This is a genomic window from Providencia sp. PROV061 (genome assembly GCF_011045655.1).
GTDB classification, from domain to species: domain Bacteria; phylum Pseudomonadota; class Gammaproteobacteria; order Enterobacterales; family Enterobacteriaceae; genus Providencia; species Providencia hangzhouensis.
This window is the reverse complement of record NZ_CP042861.1, coordinates 3,812,725-3,824,636: the sequence shown is the minus strand read 5'-3', so window position 1 is coordinate 3,824,636 and position 11,912 is coordinate 3,812,725. Positions and strand designations below refer to the sequence as shown.

The 11,912-nt window shown below is 40.3% G+C and carries 10 protein-coding genes; 6 read left to right on the top strand and 4 right to left on the bottom strand.

The genetic code is table 11. From position 1 onward, the window contains the following. Window positions 1–35 precede the first annotated feature (35 nt). The 3 genes from degS to zapG form a co-directional block, all read right to left on the bottom strand. Window positions 36–1,100: an outer membrane-stress sensor serine endopeptidase DegS gene (gene degS / locus FVA72_RS17640; protein WP_004258255.1), complete on the bottom strand. Its 1,065-nt coding sequence runs from the start codon at window positions 1,098–1,100 to the stop codon at window positions 36–38. A 115-nt stretch (window positions 1,101–1,215) separates the two neighbouring features. Next, a complete protein-coding gene (locus FVA72_RS17635) occupies window positions 1,216–2,610 on the bottom strand; it encodes a Do family serine endopeptidase (protein ID WP_036958026.1) in 1,395 nt (464 codons plus the stop codon). 378 nt (window positions 2,611–2,988) lie between these two features. Continuing rightward, entirely contained in the window at window positions 2,989–3,393 is a 405-nt protein-coding gene (gene zapG, locus FVA72_RS17630) for a Z-ring associated protein ZapG (RefSeq protein WP_004908297.1), read from the bottom strand. A 346-nt stretch (window positions 3,394–3,739) separates the two neighbouring features. On the opposite strand from zapG, the gene zapE reads away from it, so the two are divergent. The 5 genes from zapE (at window position 3,740) to sspB (ending at window position 7,699) form a co-directional block, all read left to right on the top strand. Beyond that, window positions 3,740–4,870 carry a cell division protein ZapE gene (gene zapE / locus FVA72_RS17625; RefSeq protein ID WP_110591214.1) on the top strand — a complete coding sequence of 377 codons (1,131 nt, stop codon included), beginning with the start codon at window positions 3,740–3,742 and terminating at the stop codon, window positions 4,868–4,870. Between the two features lie 307 nt (window positions 4,871–5,177). Then, on the top strand, window positions 5,178–5,606 hold the full coding sequence (rplM, locus tag FVA72_RS17620; RefSeq protein WP_004258237.1) for a 50S ribosomal protein L13: 429 nt from the start codon (window positions 5,178–5,180) through the stop codon (window positions 5,604–5,606). Window positions 5,607–5,620: 14 nt separating this feature from the next. After that, entirely contained in the window at window positions 5,621–6,013 is a 393-nt protein-coding gene (gene rpsI / locus FVA72_RS17615) for a 30S ribosomal protein S9 (RefSeq protein WP_004258235.1), read from the top strand. A gap of 545 nt (window positions 6,014–6,558) precedes the next feature. Next, window positions 6,559–7,200 carry a stringent starvation protein SspA gene (sspA, locus tag FVA72_RS17610; RefSeq protein ID WP_004258227.1) on the top strand — a complete coding sequence of 214 codons (642 nt, stop codon included), beginning with the start codon at window positions 6,559–6,561 and terminating at the stop codon, window positions 7,198–7,200. A gap of 7 nt (window positions 7,201–7,207) precedes the next feature. Further along, the gene (gene sspB, locus FVA72_RS17605) at window positions 7,208–7,699 is read left to right on the top strand and encodes a ClpXP protease specificity-enhancing factor (RefSeq protein ID WP_172412237.1); all 492 of its coding nucleotides are present in this window, start codon (window positions 7,208–7,210) and stop codon (window positions 7,697–7,699) included. 73 nt (window positions 7,700–7,772) lie between these two features. Here sspB and FVA72_RS17600 read toward each other — a convergent pair whose 3' ends face one another. Next, a complete protein-coding gene (locus FVA72_RS17600) occupies window positions 7,773–9,179 on the bottom strand; it encodes an FAD-dependent oxidoreductase (RefSeq protein WP_165119761.1) in 1,407 nt (468 codons plus the stop codon). Window positions 9,180–9,479: 300 nt separating this feature from the next. Between FVA72_RS17600 and arcB the strand changes: the two genes are divergently transcribed. Further along, on the top strand, window positions 9,480–11,825 hold the full coding sequence (arcB, locus tag FVA72_RS17595; protein ID WP_004258220.1) for an aerobic respiration two-component sensor histidine kinase ArcB: 2,346 nt from the start codon (window positions 9,480–9,482) through the stop codon (window positions 11,823–11,825). The last annotated feature ends 87 nt before the right edge of the window (window positions 11,826–11,912 follow it).

Here is an 11,912-nt window from a genome sequence, read left to right as displayed (position 1 = left end):
GCAACCTTTTTTTACGAAAGAGTATTTATCAATGATTATCCTGCCTGCTCATCAGGAATTTCTTCAATAATCACATCAATATTTTTAATTTCGCCATCTCGTAAGATTTGCACTGCGGTCTTGCTTCCAGGGCGAATTTCTGCGACTAGATCCATAGTTTCTGCGGCTGAAATGGCAGGTTTGCCATCAACCGATAAAATAATATCCCCTTGTAGTATGCCCGCTTTAGCTGCTGGCCCATTTGGGGCAACTTGGAAAACCCGCAAGCCTTGTATTTGGTTAATATTATTGTTATTTGACCTAATTTGAGGCAGTTCACGCGCCGTAATACCAATATAACCACGGATCACTCGGCCATCACGGATTAGCTTATCCATGATTTTAGTGGCAAGGGCGGTTGGAATGGCAAAGCTTAACCCCTCAGAACTAATGCCTTGGCCTGCTGTGAAAGAAAGTGTGTTAATGCCAACTAACTCCCCCTCGGTATTAATTAATGCCCCGCCAGAGTTACCCGAGTTGATTGAGGCATCGGTTTGCAGGAAATTTTGCCGACGGGTAGAGCTTAACCCTACGCGACCCGTTGCACTGATAATCCCCTGAGTTACGGTTTGGCCTATGTTATAAGGGTTACCAATAGCGAGTACGACATCACCAACATGAGTGACCCGTTGCGTATTAATTGGAATAACGGGTAGGTTATCAGCGTCAATTTTCAATACGGCGAGATCAGTCAATGGGTCCGAGCCAACCAGTAAGGCATCAAAAATAGCACCATCTTGTAAAGCGACTAAGATTTGGTCTGGGTTATCAACGACGTGTTTATTCGTGATAATGTAGCCATTTGGGCTCATGATCACACCCGAACCGAGGGATTTTAATTCACGCCCTGACTGGGAAAAACTACCTTTTGAGCTACTGTAAACATAGACTACTGCAGGCGCAGCACGGCGTACTGCTTTATTATAACTGACGGGCTCGCTATTTGTTTTACCATATAATAAGTCGGCTAAACCTTGGGGGCGCAACGAAGGAACCGCAACGATAATAATCAATGCAGTCAACAGGCCAAGCATGACAGATAAGGTTAGCTTCTTCACCATAGGATATAGAATATTTAGTTATTGCTTAAACATGTTCAGAGCATAACATAAAAAAACAGGTACAGCAGAGTGATACTGTACCTGTTTTGTTGATTTTCAGATGGTTTTTGATGAATTAATTTTTCATCAGTAAATATAAGGTTTCACCGTCACGTAATACTTTCATTGCTAATACAGGAGGTTTAGCATCAATAATCTTACGGAATTGTTCAATAGTCTCAACTCGAGCGTCATTAACACCAAAGATTAAATCGCCTTTTACGAGGCCAATGGCGGCAGCTGGCGATTTTGGTGCCACGCTATCAACTTGTACACCTTTAGTATTGCTAACGGTTGCATTCGAAATTGTTGCACCTAATAAGGATTCGCTCAATTTTTCAGCTTTAGTTGTTGAGCCTTCATCGTTCTCAAGAACCACTTTGACTTCCATCGGTTTGCCTGAACGGATTAAACCAATAGTGATCTCTTTACCAATTTGGCTGGTACCGATTTTGGCTCTTAACTCTGCAAAGCTATTAATGCGTTTACCATCAACGGAAACTAACACGTCACCGGATTTAATACCCGCTTTAGCTGCAGATGATTTAGGTAAAACTTCACTCACGAAGGCACCACGCTGTGCATCAATATTAAATGCTTTAGCGATATCGGAGTTCATTTCAGTACCTTTGATGCCTAAGATCCCGCGTTTTACTTCACCATGTTTAATTAACTGCTCGCTAAGGTTTTTCGCCATATTACTTGGGATCGCGAAACCGATACCGATATTACCGCCGCCAGGTGCCAAAATCGCCGTGTTAATACCGATTAATTCACCGTTTAGGTTAACGAGAGCACCACCAGAGTTACCACGGTTAATGGAAGCATCGGTTTGGATAAAGTTTTCTAGGCCTTCAAGGTTTAAGCCGCTACGACCTAATGCTGAGATAATGCCAGATGTTGCTGTTTGCCCTAAACCAAATGGGTTCCCGACTGCAACCGCAAAATCACCTACACGCAATTTGTCAGAGTCTGCAATACTAACAGCAGTTAAGTTTTTGATATCTTTTGCATTGCTTATTTTCAATAACGCGATATCGGTTTGTGGGTCTTTCCCTATTAAGTTAACGGCAATTTCACGGCCATCGTTTAATTGAATTTGTATTTTGTCGGCGCCATCAATTACATGGTTGTTGGTTAAAATATAACCTTGCTGAGCGTCAATAATGACACCAGAACCTAAGCCTTCAAATGGACGTACGCTTTGTTGCTGTTGTGGTATATTCGGGCCAAAAAAGAATTTAAGCTCTTCTGGAATTTGTTGGTTCTGTACGCGAGTACCAGACACATGAATATTCACTACAGCTGGCAATACTTTTTCAAGCATTGGAGCTAAGCTAGGCATGTTCTGGCTTTGTGCTGTTGCAGGTAAAGTGGCAGGCAATGCTGCGCTACTAACCGCAGGAATAGCCGCTAAAGATAAGCCTAAACTCATTGCTACTGCGGTAAGAAAAAAGTTTTTTCTTTTCATAATTCAGTCGATTCTCTCAAGAATAAGTTATCAACTCACTGTGAATGCAGTTTTAGAAGAAACACAATGCGTTGAGATAATATTGGTTGGTATCAGATTCAATTTTACTGATGACTATGACCACCGATTATGCGCAAAAGTTCCCATGACGGGTAGCGAATATCCACTCTTTTACATCTATTTACATGTACCTTAAGTGAAACTTTAACTTCTATACAGTAGATAAATAAATTATTAAATTATATTTGGATGGAAATCTTGTTCAGAATTATTAACTAAAAATTTAATAATGGAAGACACACGGAAAGTGATAAAATTTAGTAGGTTTTATAGGAAATCACCAGTAAGCACTGCTTACTGGTGATAAAAGATAAAAATTTACTTTTCTTTCTCTTCAATAGGACGGAAAAGACCCGAAGCACCATCTGAGTAATCTCTTGGTGGCATTTTAACAGGCGCTTGGTCGTTATCTGCTTCAGATTCGGTTAAACGATAGTTAAATGGGTTGTCTTGTGCTGGCATATCAGGCATTAATTCAGATGAACTTTGTGCCATGTGTTGGTAAAGCTGGCGGTAATCGCGCGCCATTTTATCCAATAATTCTGCGCTACGAGCAAAATGGCTAACAAGCTCTTTACGGTACTCTTCGAGTTCAGTACTTTTTTTGTCTAGCTCAGCTTGCGCTGTTTTTTGTTGGCGAAGCTTTGGGTTGCCATAGCGCACAACTAATGCACCGATGATAAAACCCACAATCAATCCGATTAATGCATACTCCCAGGTCATGCTGACTCCTTCATTACTTCAATGTTCACAGATTCAATGTTCGCAGAAATTAAATGTTGTTACCGTTACTATACCTTAAATAATTCAAGTTGCATGTAAGCGTCAAGTAAAGCGTCTTAACATATTGTAATTTGGCTAGTTAAGTGATGACAAAATCTACAAGCCCTGAGTAGGTAGGTTAAATTAGTCAACAACTTATTAAGAGTGGAATCTTAAATCGAATTTCCTTACTCTATAGCGGCTCGTTAACCGAAAGTTAAATGATAACTGAATCTGGTTATAATAAAGGCAGTGTATATCAAATAACGGTAAAAAAACCGAAAAATTTTTAAGGATTATTCAGTTAATGTCGCCGATGACCCCTACAATGCGTTATCAACAAGCGCTGGCTGATGGAAACTATCAGCCAGATGACGTACAAAAGCTCGCTGTAGAACGCTTAGATAAAATATATCAGCAGCTTGTTAATACAACTTCTCCCACTTTACAAGATAAGCCCTCAGGTTTAAAGCAACGCTTTAGCCGCCTTCTTGGTAAAGCATCGACAGCACCAATTACCCCAGTAAAAGGGTTATATATGTGGGGCGGAGTAGGGCGTGGAAAAACATGGCTGATGGATATGTTTTACGAAAGTTTACCGGGTAACCGTAAACTTCGCTTACATTTTCATCGCTTTATGAAGAAAGTACAAGAAGATTTGATGGCATTACAAGGGCAAGAGAACCCGCTGGATATTATTGCGGATGAGTTTAAAAAACAAACAGATGTGTTGTGTTTTGATGAATTTTTTGTGTCAGATATTACCGACGCTATGATCCTTGGCACTTTACTCGAAGGTCTATTCGCTCGAGGTATCACACTGGTGGCTACCTCAAATATCATCCCTGATAATCTCTATCGTAACGGTTTGCAGCGAGCTCGTTTCTTACCTGCTATTGAGCAAATTAAAAAATATTGTGATGTAATGAATGTCGATGCAGGCATTGATTACCGCTTAAGAACTTTAACCCAAGCGCATCTTTTTTTATCCCCAATTAATTCTCAAAATCGTCAGCATTTAGATGAGGTTTTCGTTAAATTGGCGGGTAAGCAAGGGGAGCAAAATCCCGTTTTAGAGGTTAATCATCGTAAGATGCAAGCCATTCATGCTGCGGAAGGGGTGCTAGCAATCGAGTTTAAAGTTCTGTGTGAAGAGCCTCGTAGCCAAAATGACTACATTTACCTATCAAATTGCTACCACACTGTGTTGCTGTACAATGTCCCCGTGATGGGAGCAACAGATGAAAATCCAGCGCGTCGTTTTTTAGCGTTAATTGATGAGTTTTACGAACGAAAAGTTAAATTAGTCATTAATGCTGAAGTGCCAATGGAGTCGCTGTATCAAGGGCAACTTTTGGCTTTTGAGTACCAACGCTGCTTGTCTCGATTGCAAGAAATGCAAAGTGAAGAGTACCTGAAAATACCTCATTTAACTTAAGGTAAACGACAAAGCAGGGTTATTAGCGAACAAGTTGCCTGAATTGCATGATTTAAGCACAATATACGATGTTTATTTGAGCAAACGTAAAAAAAATGCATTTGGGGTCGATTTTTGTTTCTGACTTCTCTATAATCTTGCGACCCCACGTTACAGCGTTGTTTTTTATTTCCCAAAAAATAACGCATTAATGCCAGTTAGGCTGCTCGAAGGGGTAGGTTTACTGGACAAAGAGTCGTGTGAACCTCAGAAAGCTTATGAACATGAGTGTTCACCAACGTGTAACTTCAATATTGGGTAAGTTTTAATGAAAACTTTTACAGCTAAACCAGAGACCGTAAAACGCGACTGGTACGTTGTTGATGCAGATGGCAAAACTTTAGGCCGTCTTGCAACTGAAATTGCTAGCCGTCTGCGCGGTAAGCATAAAGCGGAATATACTCCGCACGTGGATACTGGTGATTACATCATCGTTCTGAATGCAGAAAAAATTGCTGTTACCGGCAATAAACGCGAAGACAAAATCTACTATCGCCACACTGGCCATGTAGGTGGAATCAAGCAAGCAACTTTCGAAGAAATGATTGCTCGCAGTCCTGAGCGTGTGCTTGAAATCGCGGTTAAAGGCATGTTGCCAAAAGGACCTCTGGGTCGTGCAATGTACCGTAAACTGAAAGTTTACGCAGGTAATGAGCACAACCACGCGGCTCAACAACCGCAAGTTCTTGACATTTAATCGGGATTATAGCAATGGCTGAAAATCAATACTACGGCACTGGTCGCCGCAAAAGCTCATCTGCTCGTGTCTTTATTAAGCCGGGTAGCGGTAACATCACAATCAATCAACGTACACTGGAACAATACTTTGGTCGCGAAACTGCGCGCATGGTCGTTCGTCAGCCGTTAGAGTTGGTTGAAATGTTGGAAAAATTGGATCTGTACATCACTGTTAAAGGTGGTGGTATTTCAGGTCAGGCAGGCGCAATCCGTCACGGTATTACTCGTGCACTGATGGCTTATGATGAGACTCTTCGTTCTGATCTGCGTAAAGCTGGTTTCGTTACCCGTGATGCGCGTTCTGTTGAACGTAAAAAAGTGGGTCTGCGCAAAGCACGTCGTCGTCCACAGTTCTCCAAACGTTAATTTATTACCCTTTGGGTATAAAATTGATGAAAAAACCCGTCTTAATGGCGGGTTTTTTATTGCCTATTGTTTTACTTACACTTTTATTATTGATGCTAGAATAGCTGTGTCTAATTATGATTCTTTATAAAAGAATGAATATAATAAAAGAGAAAAATAATAATTTAGTCTAAAATCAAAAATAATTATTAGTGGAGCAATATTGGGATAATTCTACTAAATATAACCCAAACCCTAGAGTTCACTTTAGGTTTTTTATTCTTGCTGTCCTTATTTTTTCGTTTGAAAACTCTAATTTTTTATCTTTTTGAACCTAAAAATGAAATAAATCTGTGATTTTTTCGGTGTGCTCCCCCTAAGTTGTACAAAATCTGTTAGAATATGCCCCTGTTTTTTTATTTCACATTTCTCGCCTTTACTGTGCGGGAGGGTTGTGTTGACTTTCAGTATGGATAAATGAGAGTTAAACACAGGGGATTTTAAAATGGGTAATGGGTAATTAAAAATTAATTACATTTCGTCCATTTTGTATTTTGGAGGTTTTAATGGCTGTCGCTCCTAATAAACGTTCGGTAATGACATTGTTCTCTGGCCCTACTGACATTTTTAGCCATCAGGTACGGATTGTTTTGGCTGAAAAAGGGGTAAGTGTTGAAATTGAACATGTCGAACCCGGTCATCTGCCTCAAGATCTGATTGATCTCAACCCATACCAAAGCGTTCCAACATTAGTTGATCGTGACCTGACTCTGTATGACCCACACATTATCATGGAATACCTTGATGAGCGTTTTCCTCATCCGCCATTAATGCCTGTTTATCCAGTTGCACGTGGGACTAGCCGTCAATTGATGCACCGCATTCAAAATGATTGGTATTCATTAATGAGCAAAATAGAGAATGGTAGTGCGCAAGAGGCAGCAAATGCTCGTCGCCAACTCTCTGAAGAACTGATTGCGGTTTCTCCTGTTTTTGCTGAAATGGAATTCTTCATGAGTGAAGAGTTTAGTCTCGTAGATTGCTATTTGGCTCCATTGCTATGGCGTTTACCTGTACTCGGTATTGAATTGAACCCATCTAGCAGCAAATATCTGCAATTATATATGCAACGTGTGTTTGCACGTGACGCATTCTTAGCATCGTTGACTGAATCTGAGCGCGAAATGCGTTTGTCTACAAGAGGCTAAAAGAATGATGGAAATGACAGCAATGTCACCACGTCGCCCTTATTTGTTACGTGCCCACTATGAGTGGTTGCTTGATAACGATATGACTCCGCATTTGGTGGTTGATGTCACCGTTCCAGCGGTTAACGTTCCGATGGAATTTGCTCGAGATGGGCAAATTGTATTGAATGTTGCGCCAAGAGCTGTTGGTAATTTTGAAATAACCAACGAAGAAGTGCGTTTTAATGCTCGCTTTGGTGGGATACCTCGCCAAGTTTATGTCCCAATGGCCGCAATTATGGCGGTATATGCACGTGAAAATGGGGCTGGAATGATGTTTGAGCCTGAAGCTGCTTATGATGCAGAGTTATCAGCAGGTTTTGAACAGGTCGAAGAGCTTGAAGACAACATTTCTTTAGTTCATGAAACTGAATCTGTGGATGAAAATTCGCATGAGCCATCAGGGGATGAACCACCACGACCACCAAAAGGTCGGCCTTCGTTAAGGGTTGTCAAATAATCCATTAGCCGGGTTAGCAGTTAATGAATGAACAGAGGGGAATAAACCCTCTGTTTTTTATATAAATAAATCATTAAACCCCTAAAAATAATAAAATCCCTTCAGCAGCATTGCGCCCATCAGCAATAGCAGTCACAACAAGATCTGAGCCTCTTATTGTATCCCCGCCGGCAAACACTTTTTCATGGGAGGTTTGATAAGGAAAGGGACTGTTACGGTTTGCTATAATATGACCATATTTATCGCGCTGGATTAACGGTTTATCTAACCAAATTTGGTTATGAGGAATAAATCCATAAGCCACAATTATGGCATCGGCTTCGATAAAAAAAGCTGAATCTTTAATTAGTTCTACTTGATAACGACCATTTTCTAATTCGCCATTTTGCGTACGAGCGGCATAAACTCCCATAAGTTGTTGCTGTTTATTAATCACAAATTCAGTGACTTGCATATTAAAATGGAACTGGGCTCCTTCATCTAATGCATTAGCGACTTCTTTTCGTGAGGCTGGCATACTTTGTTCATCTCTACGATAGAAACAGCTAACCTGCTTCGCTCCTTGACGAATAGCGGTACGTACGCAATCCATTGCAGTATCTCCACCACCTAATACGATGACTCTTTTTGCGTGTAAATTAATATAGGGTTCGCCATTAGGGTTGGAAAGTTGCATTAAATGGTGTGTATTTGCGATTAGATAGGGAAGTGCTTCAAAAACGCCCTGAATCGCTTTTTTAGGTAAGTTACCTCGAATTGCTTGGTAAGTACCAGTACCAATAAAAATAGCGTCATAATTGCAAAGAAGCTCGTTTAGAGAGACATCCGTACCTACTTCAGTATTTAATTGAAACTGAATCCCCATTTCTGTAAATATTTCCCGTCTTTGGACCATTAGCTTCTTTTCTAGCTTAAATGACGGAATACCAAAGGTTAGTAGGCCCCCTATTTCAGGGTGTTTATCAAAAACGACGACATTTACACCATTTCGAATAAGCACATCTGCGCAAGAAAGACCTGCAGGGCCTGCACCAATAATGGCGACACGTTTGTTTACAGAGCTAATATGGGAAAGGTTTGGCCGCCATCCCATCGCAAAAGCAGTATCATTAATATACCGCTCAATATGACCAATAGTCACAGAACCTGTTGTATCATGAAGTACACATACTAATTCGCAGAGTTTTTCTTGTGGGCAAACGCGCCCACAGATTTCAGGTAAACTATTGGTATGGTGAGATAATTCGGCAGCTTCGATAATTTTATCTTCAGCAGCAAGCTTGAGCCACTTCGATATTGGGTTATGTAGTGGGCACTTCCATTCACAAAAAGGGCTACCGCAAGAGAGACAACGGTTGGCTTGCTGTTGTGCATCGACGGTATTATTGGATTCATAGACTTCAGTAAACTCTATTTTACGGATTTCCAGCGCTTTTTTGGGGGGCTCGCAACGTTGGGGGCCGAAAATATTTGAACTCATGGCATTCCTTACTGAATTTTGTCTGATTTTACTTGAGATAGCTTGGGCTTTTACTTTGATTTTAGCGGCCTTCCACAAGAAACAGTAGCGTTATTGTTTTGATTTTTATGTGATTTTGATTAAAAAACACCCAAAATAAATTTTTACTTTATCTAATACAAAGAAAATACCTGATTGTTTTTTATCATTAATAGTAAAAAATGGCTATTGAATGAGCAGGATCGACATTTCGAGTGAATAATCATCCGAAACTGCCTTGTTTGATATATGATTCAAAGAGAATTTAACTAAGGGGTGGTTATGAAAGTACTTCGCGGCCTTGCGCAATACTATGTCGATTTAATGATGAAGCTCGGGCTGGTGCGATTTTCTCTGTTACTCGCATCTGCACTTGTTGTTCTCGCCATGATAATGCAAATGGCAGTGACAATTGTTTTAAGAGGGCATGTTGATAGCCTCGATATGGTGGGGTCAATTTTCTTTGGGTTAATTATTACCCCATTAGCTGTTTACTTTTTGTCGGTGGTGGTTGAGCAGCTTGAAGAGTCTCGGCAGCGTTTATCGCGAATGGTTGATAAACTTGAAGTTATGCGAAAACGTGATGCTGATTTAAACACTCAGTTACAGGGAAATATTGAACAGCTTAACCTTGAAATTCTAGAGCGAGAAAAAGCAGAGCGTGCTCATTTAGAACTTCTGGAACAATTAAAACAAGAAATGAAGTACCGTGAGCAGACGCAAATTGAACTTGAGCAGCAATCTGTTTTACTTCGTTCATTCCTCGATGCCTCACCTGATTTAGTTTATTACCGCAACGAAAATAATGAGTTTTCGGGGTGTAACCGGGCAATGGAACTATTGACTGGAAAAAGTGAAAAACACTTAGTTGGGTTAACTCCATTAGATATTTATGATGTTGAAATTGCCTCTAAGGTTATGGAAACCGATGAAAAAGTATTTCGTCATAATGTTTCTCTCACTTATGAACAATGGTTGGTATATCCAGATGGTCGTAAAGCCTGTTTTGAACTTCGTAAAGTGCCTTTTTATGATCGCGTTGGTAAACGCCATGGTCTGATGGGCTTTGGGCGCGATATAACGGAGCGTAAACGCTATCAGGAGGCGTTAGAGAGCGCGAGTAGGGAGAAAACCACCTTTATTTCTACAATCAGCCACGAGCTTCGTACCCCCCTTAACGGCATTGTTGGTTTGAGCCGAATTTTATTAGATACAGATTTAACTTCGGAACAATCTAGCTATTTAAAAACTATTCATGTAAGTGCCGTTACGTTAGGTAATATATTCAATGATATTATTGAGATGGATAAAATTGAACGCCGTAAAGTTCAGTTAGATAACCAGCCCATCACATTATCTGAATTTGTGAATGATTTAGAGAATTTAAGTGGATTATTGGTGCAGCCAAAAGGGCTTAAATTTGTCATGGATGTTGCCCCTGCATTACCGAAAACGGTGTTAACTGATGGGACTCGTTTGCGGCAAATATTGTGGAATTTAATTGGTAACGCAGTTAAGTTCACGCAAAAAGGTGAAGTGAAGCTTAGTATTTGGCAAGAAGCTGAAAATAAACTGTTTTTCAGGGTTCAGGATAGTGGCATAGGTATACCTAAGGGCGAATTAGATAAAATCTTTGCAATGTATTACCAAGTAACAGATTCTGCTGGAGGTAAACCTGCAACTGGAACGGGTATTGGGCTTTCTGTATCTCGTCGCTTAGCACAAAATATGGGAGGCGATATACAAGTTGAAAGTGAAATAGGCCAAGGCTCCACTTTTACTTTATCTATCACAGCGCCTGTTGTTGAAAGTCATGTTATTGAACAGCAAGATAGTGAAGACGATTACCCATTGCCTGCATTACATATTTTACTCGTAGAAGATATTGAACTGAATGTTGTTGTTGCTTGTTCTGTATTAGAAAATTTAGGAAATACGGTTGATGTAGCAATGAATGGGAAAGATGCTCTCGAGATGTTTGCCCCTGGAGAATATGATTTAGTTTTATTGGATATCCAATTACCTGATATGACAGGCCTAGATATCTCTCGGCAACTCAAACAGCAGTATGATAAGCAAGACTTACCACCATTGATTGCTTTAACGGCAAATGTTCTTAAAGATAAAAAAGAATACTTTGATGCAGGTATGGATGGGGTATTGAGTAAACCATTATCAGTTCCAGCATTGACCCAAATTATTGAGCAATTTTGGGGGGAACAATCTACTCAACCTGAAGAAATATCGGGTGAGCATGAGACTTCGAGTGTTGATGAATCTAGGCTCGATTGCGATATGCTAGAACAGTATATTGAGTTAGTTGGCCCTAAGCTTATTTATGATGGCCTAGATGTCTTTGAAAAAATGCTGCCGGGTTACTTAGCTATTCTTGATTCAAATATGGTGGCTAAAGACCAAAAAGGGATTGTTGAGGAAGCTCATAAAATCAAAGGCGCAGCAGGTTCTGTTGGCTTAAAGAACTTACAGAAAATTGCACAACAGATTCAATCTCCTGATTTACCTGCATGGTGGGACAATGTGCAAGAATGGGTCGATGAATTAAAACAGGATTGGAAAGCAGATATAGAAACTTTGAGAAACTGGGTTGATGAGCGTACAAAAAAATAACCCCAACCGAAGTTGGGGTGCGCGAATACTGCGCCAACACCAGGGAAATCGTTGATTTGCATATGCTTTTTGTTTTTTGCAAATCAT

What these genes read in the sequence shown, in the direction of transcription:
- degS (WP_004258255.1), bottom strand. Translation starts at nt 1,100, where the DNA reads ATGGTGAAGAAGCTAACCTTATCTGTCATGCTTGGCCTGTTGACTGCA.
- FVA72_RS17635 (WP_036958026.1), bottom strand. Translation starts at nt 2,610, where the DNA reads ATGAAAAGAAAAAACTTTTTTCTTACCGCAGTAGCAATGAGTTTAGGC.
- zapG (WP_004908297.1), bottom strand. Translation starts at nt 3,393, where the DNA reads ATGACCTGGGAGTATGCATTAATCGGATTGATTGTGGGTTTTATCATC.
- zapE (WP_110591214.1), top strand. Translation starts at nt 3,740, where the DNA reads ATGTCGCCGATGACCCCTACAATGCGTTATCAACAAGCGCTGGCTGAT.
- rplM (WP_004258237.1), top strand. Translation starts at nt 5,178, where the DNA reads ATGAAAACTTTTACAGCTAAACCAGAGACCGTAAAACGCGACTGGTAC.
- rpsI (WP_004258235.1), top strand. Translation starts at nt 5,621, where the DNA reads ATGGCTGAAAATCAATACTACGGCACTGGTCGCCGCAAAAGCTCATCT.
- sspA (WP_004258227.1), top strand. Translation starts at nt 6,559, where the DNA reads ATGGCTGTCGCTCCTAATAAACGTTCGGTAATGACATTGTTCTCTGGC.
- sspB (WP_172412237.1), top strand. Translation starts at nt 7,208, where the DNA reads ATGGAAATGACAGCAATGTCACCACGTCGCCCTTATTTGTTACGTGCC.
- FVA72_RS17600 (WP_165119761.1), bottom strand. Translation starts at nt 9,179, where the DNA reads ATGAGTTCAAATATTTTCGGCCCCCAACGTTGCGAGCCCCCCAAAAAA.
- arcB (WP_004258220.1), top strand. Translation starts at nt 9,480, where the DNA reads ATGAAAGTACTTCGCGGCCTTGCGCAATACTATGTCGATTTAATGATG.